The organism is Kitasatospora sp. NPDC101176 (assembly GCF_044768035.1).
Taxonomy (GTDB): Bacteria; Actinomycetota; Actinomycetes; order Streptomycetales; family Streptomycetaceae; genus Kitasatospora.
In genome coordinates, this window is record NZ_JBIWPA010000016.1 from 118,505 (window position 1) to 139,715 (window position 21,211).

Genomic DNA, 21,211 nt, shown 5'->3' on the forward strand with positions numbered 1-21,211 from the left:
GCCGGCCGGCTGGCGGGGCCCCGCCGGGGGCCCCCCCCGGGCGGGGGGGCGCCCCCGGGGGGGGGCGGGGGCCCCGCCCCCCCCCCGGCCCCCCCCCCGGGGGGGCGGGCCCGACCGCTCCGCGCCGGGCCCCGCCACCTCCGGCGCCTGTCGGCGGCGGCTCAGTGCGGCCGCACCGGCACGTGGCGCAGGGGCACCATCGTGGAGGTCCCGATGCTGGAGTTGGCCCGGCGGAACTGTTCCGCGACCCGCCCGCAGCCGGGGCACTCCTGCAGGTGCCGGGCCAGCTCACGGGCCCGGCGGCGGCCCGGGCGGCGGGCGGCTCCGGTCAGCACCGACGTGAAGTACAGGCACCCCTGCCCGGTGCCCTCGTCCAGGTGCGCGCTCAGGTACGCCTCGCGCAGGCCCCCGCGGGCGCGGGCCGCGAGGGAGCGCACCCCGCTCGGGGTCATGCTCATCCGCTGGGCGACGGTGGCGGCGGACTCGCCCTCGACCACGAAGAACCAGAGCAGCACCTGCCACCGTTCGGGGAGGGCGCGGTAGGCGCCGGCGATGAGCGCCGTCTCCTCGGCCGCGAGCAGCGCGTCCTCGGTCTCGGCCTCGTCGGCCAGGCACTCCGCCCAGGTGTGGAAGTCGGCCGCCAGGACGACGCGGTCCCTGGTCTGGGCGCTCCACTCCATGGCGGTCCGGCGGACGCAGGCCTTCAGGTAGGGGCGCCAGGCGTGCCGGGGGCCCCGGCCGCGGGCCACGGACTGGTAGGTGCTGGCGTAGGCCTCGGCGGCGAGGTCCTGGGCCGTCTGCTGGTCGCGGCAGAAGTGGCGGGCGTAGGCGAGCACGGCGCCGTGGTGCCGGGTGAAGACCTCGGCCATGACCTCCCGGATGCGGGAGGCGCCGGTCGGGGTCGGTGTGGTGAGCACCTCCGCGAGTTCGGCGTCGCTCAGGGCGCTCAGTCCCGGTTCGCGGGTGCTGGTCAGAAGGGTCACCTTGTCCTCCTCGGCTATGGCCTTCGTCCGGCGGGGAGCTCGCGGGCCCGGCCGGTGGCACGGCCGCAGGGGCCGGAGTCGCCTGGACGAAGGTCGCGACGGCGGTCTGCTGCTGGGCCGTCGGGACGGTGTGGCGGGAAGGGCCTCAGCACACCAGTCCCACGGGTTTCGGGGCAACCGTCCGGGGGGAGCCGTGCGCCGGGTGATTCCGGATCCGAATGTGCGGAGTCGGTGTACGGCCCGCCGGGCGGGTCCGGGGTGGTGCGGGAGGGGCCCGGGGGGTGGGCCGCGGCCCCGTACCGGCCCGTGGCGAGGTCTCGTCAAGTGCCGGGGCCCCCGGATAACAGAAAAGGTCATACGGCATTCGCATGGTTGAACGACCCCCGGCCGGCCGGGGCATGACACCGTGCCAGGCATGGTCCGTACCAGCGTACTTGGGGCGGCCGCGCCGCCGGACGTACGCCGGCGAGGGCCCCCGCCGGCCCGACGCCGGTGGGGGCCCTCGCCCTTGTCGTCACTGCTCTCGCTGCCGCCCCGGGGCGTCACCCGCCTTCCGTGTGCGCGTGTCCGCCGGTGTGGTCGGCGCCGCCGACGACCGTCCCGCCGAGCAGCCCGTGCAGGAGGTCCGTGGTGGCGTCGGACAGCACCACCACCCATTCGTCGCCGACCAGGTACGACCCGCCGTAGGCCCGCGCCTCCTCGATCCAGGCCTGCTGGGCGCGCGGGGTGGGGAAGGTGGCGATCCAGGTCTCCTCGCCGCCGACGGTGCACAGACCCTGCCGGAGGTCCGCCGCGTCGGCGGTGATCTCCGGCGCGCAGCCGATCCGCTGTGCCAGCTCCTCGACGGAGCTTCCGCCCGGCCTCCGTTCGGCCTGCGCGGTGCCGGCCTGCGAGGTGCCGGCCAACCCGCCGGATCCCCAGAGCAGTTCGGTGGCTCCGAGGGCGAGCAGGACGGTCAGCGCGGCCCACTTGAGCGGGGCGCCGACGCGCCGGCCGGGACCGGCCGGCGCGAGGGCGGGGCCGGGAAGCCTCACTTGCCCGTCGCCGGCTTGCCCTGCGGGTTGATGGCCGTCCACTGGTTCCCGGCCAGTCCGTTGCCGAGGGCGTCACCGTAGCCCTTGTCGCCCGAGTAGACGTACACCGGCGTGCAGTTGATGCTCAGCTGCCAGGTGCCGTCCGGGCGCTGCATCTTGCCGACGAGCTTCGGGTCGACGCCCTTGATCTTGGCCGGGTCCACCGGCGCCGCGGGCATCCAGGTCTTGAGGCAGTCCCCCTCGCAGTTGGAGCGCATGGGCCAGGCGGTGTCCTTCCCGTAGTGGTACAGGGTCCGGCCGTGGGCGTCCACCATGATCGGGCCGAGCTGGGGGTGGTCGAAGATCGAGAGCTGAACCCCGGCCGGGGGCTGCGGGGAGGACGGCGGCATCGGGGCGGCCGTCGCCGTGGGCGCGGCAGTGGGCGCGGCCGTGGCCGTCGCGGACGGCTGGGCACCGGCACCGGCGCTCGCGGCCTTCGACCCGTCCGGCGCCAGGGCGTGCCAGGTGCCGCCCACGCCCTCACCCTTGGTGTCACCGGGCGCGGTGTCCTGCGCGTAGCGGTAGGCGGGCCAGCCGCCCACCGTCAGCTGGTGGGAGCCGTCGCCCCGCACGATCTCACCGAGCTTGGCCTGGTCGATGCCGGTGCCCGCCATGGCCATGGCGTCCTTGGTGACGGGCGGCCAGGTGGTGGCACAGGCGCCGGCGCAGTTGGACATCGGCGGCTTGGCCGTGTCCTTGTCGAACCGGTAGAGCGTGAAGCCCTGGCCGTCCGTCAGGACGGAGCCGAGCTTGTCGTCCACGCGGACGGCCAGCTGCCCGCCGGGTCGGCCGCCGCCGCCCGCCGGCGAGGCCGAGGCCGACGATCCGTAGTCGCCGTAGGAGCCGTAGCCACCGGCCGGGGCCGGCGCCGTCGCCCCGGCCAGCTGCCCGGGGTCGGTGCTCCCCTTGGCGGAGTCGGCGCTGCTGCTGCCGTTGCCGAAGGCCGCCATCAGCACGAGGCCGGCCAACAGGAGGCAGACCGCCACCAGTCCGTAGCGTTTCGTGGTCGTCGTCAAGGTGTTCCTTGCCTTTCCATCGATGGAGGCCGGAATCCCACGGGCGGTACGAGCCCGGGATCCGAAGGGGTACGGGACCGGACCGGTCGGGTCCGGAGCGGGTGGAACGGTGGCGCGCGGGCCGCGGCGCGGCGGCTCACTGGATCCGCAGCGCCAGGGCCGGGCAGCGGTCGACCGCGCGGGCCGCCTGCTGGAGCAGCTGCGGCGGGACGGGCATCACACCGGCGGAGGGGAAGCCGTCCGCCTCCAGGCTGATGACCTCGGGCAGGACGCTGGTGCAGAGCCCGTGGGCCTCGCAGAGCGTCCAGTCCACGACGATGCTCCCGGCGCTCTCCACGGCCGGCATCGGGAGCACACCCTGCACGGGCCGGCCGCAGCCGTAGCGCTGCCCGTGCAGGTGGAGGTCCTCGTCGAAGACCTCCAGGGCCGAGGCCACGAACCGGGAGGCCGCATCGGGGTGGCTGCACGCACCCCGGCCGGTGACCGCCCGCATCCTGGTCTCGACGACGTCCAGGGCGGCCCGGCCGCCGCCGCGCACCACCTCCTCCAGCGCCTTCACCAGGGCCGGCAGCCCGAGGTAGCACGGCCCGCACTGGCCCGCCGTCTCGTCGGCCAGCCAGCGGGCGACCCGGAGCACCTCGCCCAGCGGGCAGGTGGTGTACGGCAGCGGCAGGATCGCGCCGGCGCCCAGGGCCCCGCCGAGGCTGCGCAGGGACTGCCGGGACACGTCCGCGGTGGCGGCGGCCGCCGGGGTCAGCCACGTGCCGTGGTAGCCGCCGGTCAGCACGCCCTGCCCGGCGTCCAGGCCGAACATCGCCAGCAGCTCGCCGAGCGGGACGCCGGTGGGCGTCTCCACCACCCGGGAGCCGGCGAGGGTCAGCAGGACCGTCCCCGGCTCCGCGGGGGTGCCGACCTCGCGGTAGGGCAGCGCCCCGAGGCGGGCCGCGACCGCGAGCTGCGCGTAGGTCTCGGCGTTGGAGAGCAGGGTCGGCACTCCCCGGACCCCGCTGTCGCTGGTCCGCACGCCGCCGCCGCGCGGCAGGGCGATCCCGCTGGAGATGCCGCGGGCCAGCGCGCTCCCCTCCCCCGAGACGAACCGCTCGGGGAGCCGGACGACGGACACCGGCACCCGGGTGACCCTCCGCTCGGCCAGCGCCCTGCGCAGCGACTGCTCGGTGTCCCCGCGGGTGACCCCGAGCGTCACCTGCTCGGCGTCCAGGGCGTCCGCCGCCAGCAGGGCGCCGTCCAGGACGAGGTGCGGGGTGCGCAGCAGCAGGGCCGCGTCCTTCAGGCAACTCGGTTCTCCTTCGGTGCCGTTGACCACCACGACCGGGCGGGCCCGGCGCCGGGCGGCCGCCTTGACGACGGCCCGGAGCTTGCGGGCGAAGGGGAAGCCCGCTCCGCCCCGCCCCCGCAGGTCGACGTTCTCGGCGAGGTCGGCCAGCTCGTCGGCCGGCAGCGTCGGCATCCCGCCGTGCACGACCAGGTGGGCGCGGTGGTCCAGGCGCTCGTCGCGTTCGAGGCCGGCGAACAGGACCGGCCGGCCGAGCCAGGCGATCGGTGCACCGCTCATCCGTCCCGTCGCCGCCGTCCGGTGCCGAGGCCGACCCGCGGCCGGTCGGCCGCCTGCGCGCGGCCCGGGGCCGCGGGGCGGATCGGGGCGGCCGGGCGGACGGGGGCGCCGGGCCGGCGCTTGCTGCCACCGTTGCGCAGGGCCATCCGCAGCCCGAGCACCACGATCACGCCGACCACGGCCGCTCCGTAGAGGACGGAGACCCAGGGGGCGGGCAGCCGGCCCGCGTGCAGGCCGTGGACCAGGGCGGCGCCCCACGCCGGGTAGGCGCAGATGTGGACGATCCGCCACCGGCGCGCCCCGCCGGTCCGGGCCAGCAGCCCGCGGGCCGCCCCGGCGAGGGCCACGGCGAGCAGCAGGTAGCCGGCCAGGGCGCCCAGGCCGAGGACCACCGGCCGGTGCGGGTCCGCGAAGGGGACGAACGCCGCGAGCGCGCCGATCCGGTGCTGGATCAGGTTCATCCACACGTGCAGGACGAGGAAGACCACGCCGGCGACGCCCATCGCCCGGTGGATCGCCTGGGCGGCCAGCCGGTGGACGGGGTAGAGCAGCAGCCGGTCGGTCGCGGCGAGGCCCCACAGCACCGCGGAGGAGAAGGACACCAGGGTGATGACCCCGGCGGCCACCCCGAGGAACGCCTGCAGCGCGCCGTTCACCGCCACGGCCGTCAGACCGAGCGCCACCGCCAGCACCGGGAGCAGCGACCAGGCCCTGCGCGCACCCGGGCCGCCGGGTTCCGGGCGGTCCCCGGCGGTGCCGTCCGGCACCGGCTCCGCGCCGGCGACCCGGCGCACCTGGCGTCCGCGGCCCGCCCTGCGCGCCCGGCCGGCCCTCGCCGGCCCGGCGGCCGAGTGCCAGGCCAGGCGTCCGTCCTCCGTCACCATCGCAGAGCCCTCCGGGCTGGTCGGGGTCATCCGCAGCGACGCCCCTCGTTGATGCAGCTCGCCATCTGGTCCAGCAGGTTGCGGTTCATCACGTTGATGAAGTCCCCGTGGTCGGTGATCGGGTTGTGGAGCTGCTCGGGGAAGGTGTCGACGGCGAAGCGCACGCCGGACGGCACGTCGTAGGCGACGCGCTCGGTCAGCTGGGGGATCGCCCGGAAGTTCTTCGGGCAGCTGCCGTCCGCCCGGGAGAAGGCGGTGTGGGTGCGGTGGTTGGCGCTGTCGACGTTCCGGCCGTCCCAGCAGTCCGGGAACTTCAGGGTCCGCACCACCCGGCTGCCGTTGGGGCAGATCGGGTACTTGTCGGCGAGCTGGCGGTCCTCGAAGCCGGTGCAGCTCCAGGAGGCGTGGGCGTTGGCCGGGCCGTTGGTCAGCGCCTTGGCGTCGCCGGTGATGATCCGCAGGAAACGGGTCATCGGCTGGACCTTGTTCCCGGCGGCGGAGGAGTAGGTGATCCCGACCTCGGCCGGCTGCAGGATGCGCCCCACGTTGCGGTCCTTCCCGCCGCCCGGCGCCTTGGCGTCCTTCTCGGCGACGCCGTCGAGGACTCGCAGCACCGGCCAGTAGTAGGCCGACTGGTCGCCGTTGGAGCAGGTGGTGCCGGCGCCGGCGAGCTTGCCGTTGGCGGAGAACGCGTCGGTGACGAGGTTGCCGACGTAGTCGTGCATGTGGTGGGCGCCGTTGCTCACCCCGGGCGCCACGATCACGTTGTCGGGGTTGAGGTGGCGGTTCTCGTTGCGCCCGCACTGCGAGGTGAAGGTGCCGGTGGCCGGGCCGGTGCGGCTCGGTTTGGCGGTGTTCGGGTTGACGGTCCTGATGTCGACGAAGCCGCGCCCGAGGCCCTGCTTCCCGCCGGCCGCCGCCGCGTTGCGGTCGGCCGCCGCGCTCTTGTCCTCGGGGGCGTAGTCCTGGGCCGAGGAGTCGACCACCAGGTCGTGCCGGATGGCGCAGGTGGCGAGCCCGGAGACGTCCTCGGGCAGACCGGAGTCGGGGCCGGCACTGGCCGCGAGCTTGCGCAGGGTCGCCGACCGCTTGTCGGCCAGCTCGCCCATGACGCGCTGCTCGCCGCCTCCGGCACCGGGCTCGGAGAGGCTGCGGTACGCGTCCGCCACCTGGACGTCGAGGTCGGCGAGGTCCTGGCCGACCTCGGGCTGGGCGGCCTCCGGCACCGACGCCAGCGCGTCGCCGACGTCCGCGCAGGCGACGGTGCCCGGCTGGGTGCCGGCCGCCTGGGAGGCGGACTGCGGGGAGCGCGACGGGCGCTGCCCGGCGAACGCGGCCGCGGCGAGCACCGAGGCGCCGCTGACCGCCAGTATCCCGGCCAGCAGAAGGGCGAGTGCCTTCCGCCTGGCCGTGTCACGTTTGTGAATCCTCATCTTGGCACCTTCGGAACGGGATCGGGCCTGTGGGACAGGCGGGGGAATTCCTCTTCGCCGCGGGCGTGGGGGCAGCCGCGCGACGGGCGTTCAAGACACTCCCTAGCGCTGGGTCGCCGGGCCGGACGCGGGGCCCTGGCTCGGGCTCGGCGGCGGGGAGGCGGCGGTGGCCGGCGGTCCGGAAAGGTCCCCGAATTTCACCAGGCCGGTTTCCTCCAGGACCGTCATGTGGTCGAGCACGGTGGAGTTGGCCGTGGTCGCGAGATCGCGGACGGTGGAATTCTGGGTCCCGGCGCGCACTTGGGCGACCACCGCGAACACCTGGCCGTGGGCATTGCGCACGATGTTCGCGAACAGCCGGTCGAATTCGGGCCCCTGCGCGTCGTCCAGCTGTTTCAGCCACGTCTTCTGCTGGGCGGAGGGTTCTTCCGGGACGCCCAGGCCCAGGGTTCTGGCCGTGTCCAGCACGGCCCGGTCGAGGTCGGTGTGTCCGTCGATCAGGTGCTGGCCGGCGGTCCTCACCTCGGCCGTGCCACCCTTGGCGACGGCCATCCGACCTGCGGGGATCTCCCACAGACCGGCCAGCCGGACCCGTTTGACGAAGTCCCGGTCGAGCGGGGTCAACGGCCCGGTCGGCGTCTGCACCGTGCCCGGCGACGCCTCCGCCCGCGGCGCGGTGCGGTACGAGCCCGCCGACCGCAGGACCGGGATCGCCAGGGCCGTCGCCGTGAACACCACGGCCACGACCACGAGCAGGGTGGCGAGCCACCGCGGGGGGCGGTTCGCGCGGGGAATCCCGTAGACGGCCTTTCCGGGTTCGCGTTTCTTCCTCGAAGTTGACATCGACTTCCTCATCACGCCGGGATTCCGTTCACCGCCACCGGGCGGAACGGTTCGACGGCGTGCGCGCCGCGAAACCTCCCGGGAACCGCCGGCCACTGGCGGGCCGGTCACCGTGAAAAGAGGCCGGAACCGGGGTTTCGTCCCGCGACTTTGCCCATCCTTTACCGACGGCGTTCGGCGACACCGTGGCGGAGGGCCTTTCCCGACACTTGTTCGACAATCCGTCAGCATGTGCGAGACGGCGGGGGAAGGCCACTGTGGCACGAAGCCCGACAGGCGGTACATTGCCCTACCGGTCGGTACCGCAAGGCGCCGCACCGGCCCCCCGTGCCCCTTACCGTCCGGACGCGAGCGAGGCCATGTGCGACTGAACCTCAATCAACTGGCGATATTCGCCCAGGTCATCGAGTGCGGCGGCTTCTCCGCGGCGGGCCAGGTGCTGTTCCTGAGCCAGTCGTCCGTGTCGAAACAGGTGCAGAACCTGGAAATAGCCCTGCGGACCCAGCTGGTCGACCGCTCGGGCCCGAAGATCCGCCCGACCCTGGCCGGCGAGGTCCTGCTCGCGCAGTCCAGGGAGGTGCTCGCGCTCGCCGACCAGGCCGTCGCGGCCGTCCAGGCCGCGACCCTCCTCGCCGAGGACCCGCTGGTGATCGGCAGCACCAGCACGATCAGCGGGCACTTCCTGCCCTCCGTCCTGCTCGAACTGCGGCAGCGGGCCCCCGAGGTCCGGTTCAGCCTCGTCGTCGACAGCGCGGACCGGCTGGCCCAGGCCCTGGAGGAGGGCCGGATCGGTGTGGCGCTCAGCGGCGGCCCGCTGCCGCCCGGGCGCTACCGGGCGGAACGCCTCGCCGGCGACGACATGCTGCTCGTCTGCGCGGCCGACCACCCCCTGGCGGGGCGCGAGGTCCCCCCCGCCGAGCTGTCGAACGAAACGTTCCTGCTGCGCGAGGCCGGGTCCCAGACTCGCCGTCAGCTCACCGACCTCCTGCACGGCTGGGAGCTCTCCGGCGCCCGGACGCTCGACCTGTGGGGCACCGAGGGCGTCAAGGAGGCCGTGCGGATCGGCCTGGGGGTGGGCCTGGTGGCGCACCGGTCCGTCCGCCTCGAACTCCGGCACGGCGAGCTGGCCGAGCTCCGGATCCACCCGGCCCCCGAACGCCGCACGGTGACGGCCGGCTCCACCCTGGCCCGGCCCCTGACGGCCTGCGAGCAACTCCTGCTCCTCGCCCTCCGGGACGTCACCCGCGCACCCGCGCCGGTGTGACCTGCTCCTCGAAGGTGCGGCCGCCGCGGAGGCGCCACCGGTCCGCCGCCCGGCGGTGGGCGGCGGACCGGTGGGCGGCGGGTTCAGGAGAGCCGGGACACCGCCGCACCGACCTTGCCGGTGATCTCCGCGGGCAGCGGGACGTACCCCTTCGCGCCGATCGCCTGCTGGGCCTCGTCACTGGCGGTGTAGGTCAGGAAGGACTTGAGGGCGGGCAGGGTGGCGGCCTTGTTGCCCTTGTCGCACACGATCTCGTAGGTGACCAGGACGATCGGGTACGCGCCCTCCTGCTTGGTGGCGTAGTCGAGGGTCAGGGCGAGGTCATTGCCGGTGCCGGCGACCTGGGCACCCGCGAAGGTGGTGGCCGCGTTGGCGGCGGTCGCGTCGACCGGCTGCGACGCCCCGGTGGCGACGGCCGCGCTCTTCAGACCGTTCGTCTGGGCGTAGGACAGCTCCACGTACCCGATGGAGTTCTTGTTCTGCTTCACCTGGGCCGCGACCCCGGCGCTGCCGTTGGCCGACTCGCCGCCCTTGCCCGCCCAGGTCTTGCTCGGCGGGTACGGCCAGGCCCCGCCGGAGGTGGCGGCGAGGTAGGAGGTGAGGTTGGCGGTGGTGCCGGAGTCGTCCGAGCGGTGGATCGCCTCGATCCCGGCGGTCGGCAGGGTGACGCCGGGGTTGAGCGCGACGATCGCGGGGTCGTTCCACTGGGTGATCTCCGAGTTGAAGATCTTGGCGATGGTCGGCCCGTCCAGGACCAGCTTGTCCACACCCTCCGCGTTGAAGACGATCGAGACGAGGCCCGCCACCATCGGCAGGTCGATGCCCTGGCCACCGGTGCAGACCTGCTTCGTGGCGTCCACCTCGGCCGGCTTCAGCGCCGTGTCCGACCCGGCGAAGGCCACCTTCCCGACGGTGAACTGCTGGATGCCGGCGCCCGAGCCGCCACCGCCGTAGTTGATCGTGATGCCCTGGCAGGCGGCGCTGAAGGTGGTCTTCCAGATGTCGATCGCGTTCGCCTGCGCCGTCGAGCCGGCCCCCAGGACCTCACCCGACCCGTTGCAGGCGATCGGCGATCCGCTCGCCTGGGCGCTCGCCGGGCTGCTCGCCGCGTCGCTCGCCCGGACGACCGCGGGGCCGCTCGCCTGCCCGGTCGACGCCGAGGTCGGGGTGTTCGGATCGGATCCGCACGCCGCGACCGACACGAGGACGGCGGCCGCGGTGGCGGCGTGGCGGAGGGTACGGCCGGGGAGGGTGGCCCGTCGGGGCATGCGCGGTCTCCTGGACGACGGTCGGCGGGGGACGCGGCCATCCTCGGCCGCCTACCGGGCACGCCCGGCGGCGACATGCCGCACACCCCCGCCGTCGGCGAGGTGTTCACCTGCTGTACACCCACGGCGCCCCCGCGTGGGCGTCAGTCCTCGGTCGGGCCCAGGTCGGGGCGGTCGCGCAGCTCGACAGTGGGCGCGGTGCAGGCGTGGAGCTCCAGGACGGTGACCTCGTTGGCGCCGGGTCGGAGCACCGGCGCGGGGACGTACAGGGTGGCCTGCGGGCCGCGGGACCAGTAGCGGCCGAGGTTGAAGCCGTTGATCCACACCTGGCCCTTGGTCCAGCCGGGCAGCGCCAGGTACCCGTCGGCGGGCCGCTCGACGTACAGGCGGCCCCGGTGGAAGGCCGGACCGACGACGGGGGCGGCGGGCGCGAGGGCGAGGCCGTCGAGGCTGTCCAGGGGCAGCGCGCGGCTGGACCAGCCGGCCGGCTCCTCGCCGTTGACGGTGACCGGGCCCAGCAGGCCCTTGCGGTCGTGGATGCCCGTCCCGTAGTTCACCCGGCCCTGGTTCTCCACCAGGACGGCCAGCCGCGCCCCGCGCCGGGGGGCGGTGAAGGCGAGGGCGTGCTCGTGGTCCTCGCGCTCCAGGACGCCGACGGGCTGCCCGTCGACGAAGACCTGGGCTCGGTCGCGGACCTCGCCGACCCGCAGCACGGCGGGCCCGGCCGCCGGCAGGTCCGTCTCGTACAGCGCGAAGCCGAAGGACCGGCCGAGCAGCTCCATGCTCAGCGGCCGGTCCGCGGCCACGGCCGGGCCGAACAGCTGGTCCTGGCCGAACAGGCCTGCGCAGGAGTCGAGTTCGACGGTGACGGGGGCGAGCTTCGGGCCCGGGGCGGGCACCGGCTCGGCCGGGACGGGCGCGTGCCGGGCGATGACCTCGCGGAACGCCCGGTACTTCGGGGTGGGGTCGCCGGCCTCGTCGAGGAGCGAGTCGTAGTCGTAGGAGGTGACGGTGGGCCGGTAGGTGCCCTTGTCGTTGGCACCGTTGGTGAAGCCGAAGTTGGTGCCGCCGTGGAACAGGTAGACGTTGACGGAGGCTCCGGCGGCGAGCAGCCGGTCCAGGTCCGCGGCGGCGTCGGCCGGATCGCGGGTGGTGTGGGTGGCGCCCCAGCGGTCGAACCAGCCGATCCAGAACTCCGAGCACATCAGCGGCCCGGTCGGCTGGTGCCGGCGCAGCTCGGCGAGGCCGGCCTCGACCCGGCTGCCGAAGTTGGCGGTGCGCAGCACCCCGTCCAGGCCGCCGCGCCCGAGGTCGGCGGGCTGGTCGCAGGTGAACAGGGGGACGTCGACGCCGTGGGCGCGCAGCAGTGCGGCGAGGTCGGCGAGGTAGCCGGTGTCCTCGCCGTACGCGCCGTACTCGTTCTCCAGCTGGACGGCGATGACCGGCCCGCCGCCGGTGGACAGGTACGGCTTCAGGGGCGGGAGGAGGTCGGCGAAGTAGTCGTCGACGGCGCGGAGGAAGCGGGGGTCGCGGCTGCGCAGCCGGATGCCGTCCTCGGCGAGCAGCCAGGCGGGCAGGCCGCCGCCCTCCCACTCGGCGCAGATGTACGGGCCGGGCCGCAGGAGCACGTGCAGGCCCTCGGCGGCGGCCATGTCGAGGAAGCGGGGCAGGTCGAGACCCCCGTCCCGGCGGAACTCGCCGCGCCGGGGCGCGTGGAGGTTCCAGGGGACGTAGGTCTCGACCGTGTTGAGCCCCAGCAGCCTCGCCTTGTGGAGCCGGTCGGCCCACTGCTCCGGGTGGACGCGGAAGTAGTGCAGTCCGCCGGAGAGGATGCGCAGCGGGCGGCCGTCGAGGCGGAAGCCCTCGTCGGCGATCTCCAGTCGAGGCATGCCGGGTGCTCCTGGCTTCGGGTGCGGGGCGGTCGGGGTGGGGGGGCGGATCAGCGGAGCGGGCGGCAGAGCAGGGCGTCGGGGGCGCCGCCGTGCATCCACCGCCAGGTGAAGGCGACGCCGGCGAGGTACTCGTCGTCGGCGCACTGGCCCTTGTAGTGGCCGGGTGCCCAGTCACTGGCGTTCGATCCGCCGGTGGCGGGCCGGTTGTCTCCGTGGTCGAACCAGACGAGGCGGTTGGTGGCGGGCAGCGGTGTGGCGGAGGGCGCGCAGAGCAGGGTGGCCATGGCGTTGCCGCTGACGCTGTAGCCGACGGCGAAGCCGTTGTCGGGGCACTGGAGCTTGTTGTAGCCGCCGGCCCAGTCGTCCTTGACGTAGCGTTCGTCGGTGACGGCCGTCCAGGCGCCGGCGCTCTTGGCGGGCTGCCCGGCGTCGGTGCACAGACCGCGGTTGGAGCTGCGGGCGAGGCCGACGACGCGCTCGGTGTCGGGGCAGTTGCCCTTGCGGTAGCCGACGGCCCAGTCGGCCGCGGGGCGCATGGTGCGGGAGAGGTTCTGGTCGCCGAAGTCGAGGTCGACCGTGTTCCAGTGGTCGACCGGCGGGACGGCGCCGGTCCTGGCGGGGGCGTCGACGAGCTTGTTCCAGTCGGCGGCGCGCCAGTCGCCGGGGTCCTCCACGCCGGTGCGCCGGCCGGTGGCGTCGTAACTGATCAGCGCCCAGTTGTCGTTCGGCTTGCCGGTGGCGTCGCTCCAGCCGACCAGCGGCCACTGGGCGAAGTCGGTGTCGTTCTTCACCAGGATGTCGGTGAAGCGGTCGAACCAGTCCTTCTCCTTGGCGTTGTCCGAGCCCCGGCCGCCGGCGCCGAACTCGCTGATCCACACCGGGGCGGTGAAGTGCTGTCCGGCCTGGGTGACGAACAGGGCCTCGTCGTCCACGGCCTGGACGAGCTGTTCGGGGGTGAGGTCCTGGTAGCGGGGGTCGTTGGTCTCGCCGTTCTGCCAGCCGCCGCTCGCACCGGTGTGGTGGGGCCCGGTGTAGCCGTAGAAGTGCGCGGAGTAGACCAGCTTGCCGGAGTCGATCAGGGTGTTGGAGAGGGTGCGGACCGGGGTGAGCATCGGGCGGCCGTGGCTGAACATCCCGGAGGGGATGCCCTGCCAGTTGATGCCCTCCATGATGATCAGCAGGTCGGGGTCGGCCTCGAGGATCCTGTTGCCGGCCTGTTCGAAGGCGGCGTAGAGGTCGTGGTCGTCGCCCCACCCCCAGTTCGGGTCGTCCCAGGTGTCGCGGCGGACCTCGTTGCGCAGGTCGGCGCCGACCACGCGCTTGTTGTCCTTGTACCGCTCGGCCAGGAACACCCAGTCGTCGACCCACTGCTGGGTGGACTGGCCGCTGTTCCAACGCTCGTTGCCGTCCAGCGCGCAGCAGAACCGGTAGCTGGTGGTGTGGTTGTTGAGGACGACGGCGAAGCCGTCGGCGGTGAGCGCGGCGACCACGGCGTCGTACACCTGGAGCGGGGTCTTCCCCCTGAGCTGCGGGTTGGCCGCGACGGCGGAGTCCGGGACGGGCGCCGTGTCGTGGATCATCGCGTTGGCGAACGGGAGGCGGATGCTGTTGACGCCCACCGCGTGGAAGTCGGCCGTGATCCGGCCGAGCGGGGTGCGGTCCAGGCCGAGCGGGATGTCGTGGGAGACCTGTCCGGCCTGGTTGTTCGCCGGGTCGTCGACGGCGCCGCTGCCCTCCCAGGTGCCCTGGGCGCCGGCCCAGTTGCCCGACTTGAGTTTGAAGCGCTGGCCGTTCGCGTCGACGACGTACCGGCCCCGGGTGGACAGCGGTCCGGTCCAGGAGGCGGCGAGTCGGTCCCCCGTCAGCGCGACGGGGGCGGCGGAGGCGGTGCCGGTGGTGGGCGCCGTGCCGGTGGCCGGCGCGGCGACGGCGCCGGGGGCGGACAGGACGAGCAGTGCCGCGGTGGCGAGTACCGCGGGCAGGCCGCGCGGGGCGGTTCCGACGGATCGCACGAGGGCGGATCGCACGGGGGCGGATCGCACGGGGGCGGATCGCATGAGGGTTTCCCTCCGGTCTGGTGGGGTGAGGGAGGTGCTGGGTGGTGCGGGCCCCGGCTCACGGCGTCCGGGGAGACGGGGGCGGGCGGCTCAGCCCTTGAGGCCGCTGGTGGCGATGCCTTCGACGATGTACCGCTGGGCGATGAGGAACATCGCCACCAGCGGGGCGACGGTCACGACGGCGCCGGCGAACAGGCCCGGCAGGTTGATGGTCTGCGAGGTGAGGAAGGTGGACAGGGCGATCTGCGCGGTCCACGCGGACGGGTCCTGGCCGATGACCAGCGGCCACAGGAAGGAGTTCCAGCTGTCGATGAAGGCGAGCGCCCCGAGCGAGGCGAGCATGGCGCCCGAAGCGGGCAGGGCGATCCGGCGGTAGAGGCCGGTCCAGCCGAGGCCGTCGAGCCGCCCGGCCTCCTCGATCTCGGCGGGGAACCGCAGGTAGAAGTTGCGGAACAGCAGGACGGCGAAGGGGTTGAACAGGCCGGGGGCGATGACGCCCCACAGGGTGTTGACCCCGCCCATCGAGCCGACCACCACGAAGGTGGGCACGAAGGTGACCGAGCCGGGGATCATCAGGGTGGCCACCACCAGGGCCAGCAGGACGCCGCGTCCGGGCACCGGGATCCGCGCGAAGGCGTAGCCGGCGGCGGAGGCCAGGAGCGTCGAGACGGGCGCGGTGATCCCGGCGATCAGCAGGGAGTTCCCGAGGGCCTGCCCCATGTGCAGGGTCGGGTCGTCGAAGAGCGCCGTGAAGTTCTCCCAGTGCGGGTGGGCGGGCCACCAGGTCCACCGGGGCGAGGTGAGGCCCCTGGCGTCCATCAGCGCGTTGCGCAGCATCAGGTAGAACGGCGCCAGGAAGGCCGCCGTCAGCAGGCCCACCAGCAGGCCGCGCGTGCCGGGGCGCAGGCGTCTGAGCAGGTCGGTCGTCATGGTCGGTTCACTCCTCGCCCTTGCCGAAGCCGGTCAGCCGGCCCTGGATCAGGGTGGCGCCCACGATCAGCGCGGTGAGGACGAAGGCCCCCGCCGAGCCGAGGCCGTAGTCCTGGGCGCCCATCGCGGTGTTGTAGAGGTAGACCAGCGGGGTCTGCACGGGCGCGGTGGCGGTGCCCGAGAGGCCGCTGTTGAACAGGTTGTAGAACTCGTCGAAGGCCTGGAAGGCCGCGATGAACTGGAGCATCAGCACCGCGACGGAGGTGTTGCGCAGCAGCGGCAGGGTGATCAGCCGCAGCAGCCGCAGACCGGTGGCACCGTCCAGGGCGGCGGCCTCGTGCACGTCGCGGGGGACGGCCTGCAGGCCGGCCAGGAAGAGCACCATGTAGAAGCCGACCTGGAGCCAGAGCCGGACGCTGACCAGGACGATCCAGTACAGCGGGGGGTCGGTGGTCTGCAGCCAGGGCACGGCGGCCATCCCGACCCAGCCCCCGACGGTGTTGGCGATGCCCGCCGGCAGGCCGTTGAACAGGCACATCTTCCAGAGCAGCGAGGCCGCGACGTAGGAGACGGCGGCCGGGACCAGGAAGGCCGTGCGCACCACGGCCCGCCCGCGCCGGACGCGGTGCACGAGCAGGGCGAGGCCGAGCGAGGCGGCGAAGGTGACCGGCACGACGGCGAGGGTGAACAGCACGATCTGGACGAGCGAGGAGCGGAAGGCCGGGTCGGCGAGCAGGTGCCGGTAGTTGTCCAGGCCGACCCAGTGGCCGAGGGCGATGCTGCCGTGGGCGTCGCTGAGGCTGAGCAGCAGGCTCCAGCCGATGGCGACGTACTTGAAGATCCCGAGGCCGATCAGCATCGGGCCGGTGAGCAGGGCGAACGCCGCCCAGGCGCGCCGGTCGGCACGCCCGGGGCGGCGGGCCGGGGCGGGGCCCCGCGGTGGGGCCGCGGGGCGCCCGGTACGTGCGGTGCGTGCGGGGCGCGGCACGGTGTCCGGGGTGGTGTCCGGCGTGGCGTTCATCAGCCGCGCTGCTTGTCCACGGCGGTCTGGGCCTGCGCGGCCGCGTCGGCCAGCAGCTGTGCGGGGTCGCCCTGCCCGGCGGCGATCCTGGCGGCGGCCGCGTTGAAGGGTGTGGCGACGGCGGTGTCCCAGGTGTTGGGATTGCTCCTGCCGTACCGGGCGGCGAGGTCGACGGTCTCCTTGGCGGCGCCCCGGGAGAGCTTGTCGGCGGTGGCGGCCACCGAGGTGCGCGGCGGTATGTGGAGGCCGTAGCTCTCCGCGAAGTCCTTCTGGAGGTCGGTCTGTTCGATCCAGAGCCACTGGACGAACCGCTTGGCCGCGTCCACGTGCCGGCCCTTGGCGTTGACGCAGCTGGTCCAGCCGCCGACGCGCAGCACGGGGCTGCCGCCCGGCTTGAAGGCCGGCCAGGGCAGGACGCCGAAATCGTCGCCGAGCGCGGTGCCGATCGCGGGCATCGCCCACAGGCCGCACCACTGGATCGGGACGACGTCCTGGGTGAGGGCGGACGGGTCCCACCAGTCGGTGGTGAAGCCGAGCAGCAGGGACTGGTCGTCGTGCAGCCGTTTGAGGCCGGCGATCGCCTCGACGGCCTGCGGCGAGGCGAAGCCCACCTTGCCGTCGGTCACCAGGTCGCCGCCGTTCGAGCGGACCGCCAGCAGGGGCGTGTCGCCGATGCCGTCGTTGCCGACGAACAGGCCCTTGCCGCTCCTGGTGGTGAGCGCCCTGGCCGCGGCGACCAGTTCGTCGAAGGTGGCGGGCGGGCGGATCCCGGCCTTGTCGAGGGCGCTCCTGCGGTAGTAGAGCATCATGACGTCGTCGATCATCTTGACGCCGTGGGGCTTGCCGTCGACGGTCACGTAGGCGAGGTCGCCCGGGTTGAAGTCGGAGCGTGCCGCGCCGTACAGGTCGTCGAGCGGGGCGATCTGGCCCCGCCGGGCCATGCCCTCGCTGAAGTCGCCGATCTCGAAGACGTCCGGGGCGCCGTCGGTGAGCAGGGTCGCGTTGATCTTGCTGGTGTAGTCGCCCGGCACCCAGGTGACCTTGACCGCGATGTCGGGGTGGGCCTTGGTGAAGGACTCGGCGTAGCGGGTGGCGGCCTGCTGGCTGCCGGCCTCGCCGTAGGCGTGGAACCAGACGTTCAGCGTGGTCCTGGCGCCGGAGGAGCCGCCGGTCGGGTCGGTGCTGCAGCCGACGGCCGCGCCGGCGACGAAGAGCAGCGAACCGCTGAGGAATCCACGTCGGCTGAGCTGCGATCCGTGTGCGCTCATTTCGCATCCTCGGGGGTGGGGGTATGGGTGTGTCCGTCCCGGCCGGTGCCCGCTACGGGGGACGGCGCCTGGCGCTAGGGCTTGTCTGACAATTCGCGTCGCATCAGCGCGCGGCGGGAATTGTCAGACAAGCCCCTAGGGGAAGAGCGCCTGGATGCCGAGCACCGCGGCTCCTCTGGCCCACTCCTCCCAGGGGAGCGGACGCAGCGTCAGCGGGCACTTCGCGGCGGCCTTGAAGCAGTGGGCGGCGTACGCTTCCCTGATGTGCGTGCCGAACAGGTCGTAGGTGTCGAGGCCCTCCCCGGTGACGACGACCCGTTCGGGGCCGAGCAGGTTGACCAGGGTGGCGATGCCGGTGCCGATCGCCCGGCCGGCCCGGGCGAAGGCCGCGCGGGCGGCGGGATCACCGCCGCGGGCGAGGTGGACGGCGCCGTCGAAGTCGAGGTCCGGGTCCGCGGTGGCGTGCCGGACCGCGGCCAGGATGGCGTCACTGGAGGCGATCGCCTCCACGCAGCCGGTCTGGCCGCAGTGGCAGACCGGTCCGGCCGGGTCGATGGAGACGTGCCCCATCTCGCCGGCCACCCCGTACGCCCCGGCGATCAGCTGCCCGTTGACGACCAGTCCGGAGCCGATGCCCGCCCCGATGGTGACGAGCGCGAAGTACTCGGTGCCGATGCCCTCCCCGTACCAGTGCTCGGCGGAGGTGAGGGCCTTGACGTCGTTCTCGACGGTGACGCTCAGGCCGGTCGCCCGCGCCACCGTCGCGGCCAGCGGGACGTCCCGCCAGCCGGGGAGGACGGAGTAGCGGACCCGCCCGGCGGCGCGGTCCACGTCCCCGGAGACGGAGATCCCGAGGTGGCGGGTGCGCTCGCGGAACACCGGGTCCGCGTCGAGCAGTCGCTCGACGAGCGCGCCGACCAGGGCGCACACGGCCTCCGGGCCGCGGTCCTCGCCCAGCCGGACGTCGGCGGTGGCCCGCATGCCGGCCCGCAGGTCGCAGACCGCGCCGAACAGTGCCTCGGCGCTGATCTTGACCCCGACGAAGTACTCACGGTCCACCGTGACGGCCAGCGGGTTGACGGGCCGTCCGGCGCCGGGGGCGGTGCGCTCCGGGGGGAGTTCGTGCAGGTAGCCGTCGTCGATGAGCGGCCGGGCGGCCTTGGTGACGGCGGTGGAGGACAGGCCGGTGCGGCGGGCCAACTCGACCCGGCTGAGCGGTCCTTCGGTGAGCAGCAGCGCGAGCATCGAGGTCTCGGCCGGTGCGGTGACCAACGGCTGGGCATGGGTGGGGAACACGGCTGCAACCTACGACAAATAAATAACTTCTTCCAGTATTGATTTTGACGATCCGACAGATCTAACCTCGGGGCCACCCGTGTGCCCCGCCACCACACCAAGGACCCGTCCCCGGAAGGCCGTTCGCCGCTCCGGCTCCCGGTCCGACCACCGCTCTCCTCCCTGGGGGACACCCGTGCCTTCCGCTCCTTCCGCCATCACCTTCGACGCCACCCTCGGCCTCGCCGTACTCCGCACCCCGAACAGCGTCTACGCCCTGCGCATCGGCGCCGACGGCAGCCCCCGCCACGTCCACTGGGGCCCCGTGCTCGACCCCCGCGGACTCCCGCACCCCCACTCCCCCGCGGACAGCAGCTTCGAGGACGAGGCCGCCGCCGACGAACTGGGCGTCCAGAGCGGCGCCCGCTTCGGCCCGGCCGGCCTCCAGGTGCGCTTCCCCGACGGCACCTCCGGCGCCCAGTGGCGCTTCCTCGGCCACCGCGTCGACGGCGGCGAACTGCGCCTGCGCCTGGCCGACCGCGGCTACCCGCTGACCGCCGAACTCTGCTACCGGGTACACCCCGACAGCGACGTCATCGAGCGCTGGACCGAACTCACCCACACCGCCGCCCCCGGAGACGACTTCGGCCCGATCACCGTCCACCGCCTCGACTCCGCCTCCTGGACGGCCCCGCCGCTGCCCGACGCCCGGCTCAGCCACCTCGTGGGCGGCTGGTCCAGCGAGTTCCAGCTGCACCGCGACCGGCTCCCCGTCGCCGAGACGGTGCTCACCAGCCGCCGGGGCCTCACCGGCCACCACGCGAGCCCCTGGCTGGCCCTGGACGACGGCACCGCCACCGAGGAGCGGGGCGACGTGTGGAGCACCGCCCTCGCCTGGAGCGGGAGTTGGCGGATCACCGTGCACCGGGACCCGGTCGGCCGCACCACCTGGACGGGCGGCTTCGGCCACGAGGGGCTCAGCTGGTCCCTGCGGCCGGGCGAGACGCTCCGCACCCCGGTCTTCGCCGGCCTCCACACCCCGGACGGCTTCGGCGGGGCGAGCCGCGCCTGGCACCACCACGTCCGCACCCGCGTCCTGCCGGAGCCCGACCGCGACCGGCCGGTCCTCTACAACTCCTGGGAGGCCACCGGCTTCGACGTCGACCAGGAGGGCCAGTGCCGCCTCGCCGGGCTCGCCGCCGGGCTCGGCGCCGAACTCTTCGTCCTGGACGACGGCTGGTTCGGCGCCCGCACCGGTGACCACGCCGGCCTCGGCGACTGGACCCCTCGCCCGGAGGCCTTCCCCGACGGCCTGCGGCCCCTCGCCGACCACGTCCACGGCCTCGGCATGGCCTTCGGCCTCTGGGTCGAGCCGGAGATGGTCAACGCCGACAGCGACCTGTACCGCGCCCACCCCGACTGGGTGCTCCACTCCCCCACCCGGGACGCGACCGAACTGCGCCACCAGCTCGTCCTCGACCTCTCCCGACCCGAGGTCGAGGACGCGGTCCGCACCACCCTCGACCGGCTGGTCGGCGAGAACGCCGTGGACTGGCTCAAGTGGGACGCCAACCGCCCCTTCACCGAGGCCGGCCGGGCCGGCCACCCGGATCCCGACCGGGTGTGGATCGACCACACCCGGGCCGTCCACCGGATCATGGACCGGCTGCGCGCCGACCACCCCGGTCTGCGGATCGAGGCCTGCGCGGGCGGCGGCGGCCGCGTCGACCTCGCCGTCCTCGCCCGCACCGACCAGGCGTGGACCTCCGACAACACCGACCCCGTCGACCGGATCGCCATCCAGCACGGCTTCGGCCAGCTCCTCCCCGCGCAGTCCATGGCCGCCTGGGTCACCGACTCGCCGAACGGCCTCACCGGCCGCGCCACCCCCCTGCGCTTCCGCTTCCACGTCGCCATGGCCGGGGCGCTCGGCCTCGGCGGGGACCTCACCCGGTGGAGGCCGGAGGAACTCGCGGAGGCCGCCCGCCTGGTGGCCGAGTACAAGCGGATCCGGCCGCTCGTGCAGCACGGCCTCCAGCACCGGCTCACCGGCCCCGACGGGCTCACCGCCGTCCACTACGCCGCCGCGGACGACAGCGAGCACGCCGTCCTCGTCTGGCGCCCCACCACCCGGTTCGGCCACCGGCCCGCCCCGCTGCGCCTGCCCGCCCTGCACGCCGCCGCGCGCTACCGCGACCCGGAGACCGGCCGGGTGTACGACGGCGCCCTGCTCCGGCACTGCGGCCTCGATCCGGACCTGCCCCCCGGCGACTACGCCAGCCGCCTGATCCGGCTGCACCGGGCCGGCTGAGGCACCCCCGTCCCGGGGGGGGCGGGGGGGCCCCCGCCCCCCCCCCCCCCCCCGCCGCCCCCCCCCCCCCCCCCCCCCCCCCCCCCGCCCCCGCCGGGCCCCCCCCGGGGGGGGGTGGGG

General features: G+C 74.2%; 16 protein-coding genes. 2 read left to right on the forward strand and 14 right to left on the reverse strand.

Annotation, left to right across the window (positions count from 1 at the left end; all coding sequences use genetic code 11):
- Nucleotides 1-161: 161 nt before the first annotated feature.
- The 7 genes from ACIRS1_RS22205 to ACIRS1_RS22235 all read right to left on the reverse strand — a co-directional run bounded on the left by ACIRS1_RS22205 (nucleotide 162) and on the right by ACIRS1_RS22235 (nucleotide 7,817).
- Complete coding sequence (locus ACIRS1_RS22205) at nucleotides 162-983, reverse strand: sigma-70 family RNA polymerase sigma factor (protein WP_360222175.1); 822 nt, start codon at nucleotides 981-983, stop codon at nucleotides 162-164.
- Nucleotides 984-1,525: 542 nt separating this feature from the next.
- Nucleotides 1,526-2,017, reverse strand: a complete 492-nt coding sequence (locus tag ACIRS1_RS22210; RefSeq protein ID WP_402842482.1) for a hypothetical protein — start codon at nucleotides 2,015-2,017, stop codon at nucleotides 1,526-1,528.
- A complete protein-coding gene (locus ACIRS1_RS22215; protein WP_402842485.1) occupies nucleotides 2,014-3,072 on the reverse strand; it encodes an SCO0930 family lipoprotein in 1,059 nt (352 codons plus the stop codon). The genes ACIRS1_RS22210 and ACIRS1_RS22215 overlap by 4 nt, the downstream gene beginning before the upstream one ends.
- Nucleotides 3,073-3,208: 136 nt before the next feature.
- Complete coding sequence (locus tag ACIRS1_RS22220; protein ID WP_402842488.1) at nucleotides 3,209-4,645, reverse strand: NADH-ubiquinone oxidoreductase-F iron-sulfur binding region domain-containing protein; 1,437 nt, start codon at nucleotides 4,643-4,645, stop codon at nucleotides 3,209-3,211.
- The gene (locus ACIRS1_RS22225) at nucleotides 4,642-5,559 is read right to left on the reverse strand and encodes a hypothetical protein (RefSeq protein WP_402842490.1); all 918 of its coding nucleotides are present in this window, start codon (nucleotides 5,557-5,559) and stop codon (nucleotides 4,642-4,644) included. The genes ACIRS1_RS22220 and ACIRS1_RS22225 overlap by 4 nt, the downstream gene beginning before the upstream one ends.
- Nucleotides 5,556-6,962, reverse strand: coding sequence for a DUF1996 domain-containing protein (locus tag ACIRS1_RS22230; protein ID WP_360222160.1), 1,407 nt, complete (start codon nucleotides 6,960-6,962; stop codon nucleotides 5,556-5,558). Before ACIRS1_RS22230 ends, ACIRS1_RS22225 begins: the two co-directional genes overlap by 4 nt.
- Before the next feature lie 102 nt (nucleotides 6,963-7,064).
- Nucleotides 7,065-7,817 (reverse strand): DUF4142 domain-containing protein, encoded by a 753-nt coding sequence (locus ACIRS1_RS22235; RefSeq protein ID WP_402842492.1) that lies wholly within the window; start codon nucleotides 7,815-7,817, stop codon nucleotides 7,065-7,067.
- Between the two features lie 349 nt (nucleotides 7,818-8,166).
- Here ACIRS1_RS22235 and ACIRS1_RS22240 point away from each other — a divergent pair, with 349 nt between their 5' ends.
- Entirely contained in the window at nucleotides 8,167-9,069 is a 903-nt protein-coding gene (locus ACIRS1_RS22240; protein ID WP_402842495.1) for a LysR family transcriptional regulator, read from the forward strand.
- Nucleotides 9,070-9,152: 83 nt separating this feature from the next.
- On the opposite strand, the gene pstS is transcribed toward ACIRS1_RS22240, so the two are convergent.
- From pstS to ACIRS1_RS22275, 7 genes are all read right to left on the reverse strand, one after another.
- Nucleotides 9,153-10,337 carry a phosphate ABC transporter substrate-binding protein PstS gene (gene pstS / locus ACIRS1_RS22245; RefSeq protein ID WP_402842498.1) on the reverse strand — a complete coding sequence of 395 codons (1,185 nt, stop codon included), beginning with the start codon at nucleotides 10,335-10,337 and terminating at the stop codon, nucleotides 9,153-9,155.
- 143 nt (nucleotides 10,338-10,480) lie between these two features.
- The gene (locus ACIRS1_RS22250; protein WP_402842500.1) at nucleotides 10,481-12,226 is read right to left on the reverse strand and encodes a beta-galactosidase; all 1,746 of its coding nucleotides are present in this window, start codon (nucleotides 12,224-12,226) and stop codon (nucleotides 10,481-10,483) included.
- Between the two features lie 50 nt (nucleotides 12,227-12,276).
- Nucleotides 12,277-14,241 carry a glycoside hydrolase family 5 protein gene (locus tag ACIRS1_RS22255; protein WP_402842503.1) on the reverse strand — a complete coding sequence of 655 codons (1,965 nt, stop codon included), beginning with the start codon at nucleotides 14,239-14,241 and terminating at the stop codon, nucleotides 12,277-12,279.
- A 135-nt stretch (nucleotides 14,242-14,376) separates the two neighbouring features.
- On the reverse strand, nucleotides 14,377-15,216 hold the full coding sequence (locus ACIRS1_RS22260; protein ID WP_402842505.1) for a carbohydrate ABC transporter permease: 840 nt from the start codon (nucleotides 15,214-15,216) through the stop codon (nucleotides 14,377-14,379).
- 7 nt (nucleotides 15,217-15,223) lie between these two features.
- On the reverse strand, nucleotides 15,224-16,237 hold the full coding sequence (locus ACIRS1_RS22265; RefSeq protein ID WP_402842508.1) for a carbohydrate ABC transporter permease: 1,014 nt from the start codon (nucleotides 16,235-16,237) through the stop codon (nucleotides 15,224-15,226).
- Nucleotides 16,237-17,505, reverse strand: a complete 1,269-nt coding sequence (locus ACIRS1_RS22270) for an ABC transporter substrate-binding protein (protein WP_402842511.1) — start codon at nucleotides 17,503-17,505, stop codon at nucleotides 16,237-16,239. The genes ACIRS1_RS22265 and ACIRS1_RS22270 overlap by 1 nt, the downstream gene beginning before the upstream one ends.
- A 135-nt stretch (nucleotides 17,506-17,640) precedes the next feature.
- Nucleotides 17,641-18,801, reverse strand: a complete 1,161-nt coding sequence (locus ACIRS1_RS22275) for an ROK family protein (RefSeq protein WP_402842514.1) — start codon at nucleotides 18,799-18,801, stop codon at nucleotides 17,641-17,643.
- Between the two features lie 175 nt (nucleotides 18,802-18,976).
- Here ACIRS1_RS22275 and ACIRS1_RS22280 point away from each other — a divergent pair, with 175 nt between their 5' ends.
- On the forward strand, nucleotides 18,977-21,091 hold the full coding sequence (locus ACIRS1_RS22280) for an alpha-galactosidase (protein ID WP_402842517.1): 2,115 nt from the start codon (nucleotides 18,977-18,979) through the stop codon (nucleotides 21,089-21,091).
- Nucleotides 21,092-21,211 lie beyond the last annotated feature (120 nt).

Excerpts from the sequence above, each read along its gene's own strand:
- ACIRS1_RS22220 (WP_402842488.1), bottom strand. The coding sequence starts at position 4,645 with ATGAGCGGTGCACCGATCGCCTGGCTCGGCCGGCCGGTCCTGTTCGCC.
- ACIRS1_RS22225 (WP_402842490.1), bottom strand. The coding sequence starts at position 5,559 with ATGACCCCGACCAGCCCGGAGGGCTCTGCGATGGTGACGGAGGACGGA.
- ACIRS1_RS22230 (WP_360222160.1), bottom strand. The coding sequence starts at position 6,962 with ATGAGGATTCACAAACGTGACACGGCCAGGCGGAAGGCACTCGCCCTT.
- ACIRS1_RS22235 (WP_402842492.1), bottom strand. The coding sequence starts at position 7,817 with ATGAGGAAGTCGATGTCAACTTCGAGGAAGAAACGCGAACCCGGAAAG.
- pstS (WP_402842498.1), bottom strand. The coding sequence starts at position 10,337 with ATGCCCCGACGGGCCACCCTCCCCGGCCGTACCCTCCGCCACGCCGCC.
- ACIRS1_RS22250 (WP_402842500.1), bottom strand. The coding sequence starts at position 12,226 with ATGCCTCGACTGGAGATCGCCGACGAGGGCTTCCGCCTCGACGGCCGC.
- ACIRS1_RS22260 (WP_402842505.1), bottom strand. The coding sequence starts at position 15,216 with ATGACGACCGACCTGCTCAGACGCCTGCGCCCCGGCACGCGCGGCCTG.
- ACIRS1_RS22265 (WP_402842508.1), bottom strand. The coding sequence starts at position 16,237 with ATGAACGCCACGCCGGACACCACCCCGGACACCGTGCCGCGCCCCGCA.
- ACIRS1_RS22270 (WP_402842511.1), bottom strand. The coding sequence starts at position 17,505 with ATGAGCGCACACGGATCGCAGCTCAGCCGACGTGGATTCCTCAGCGGT.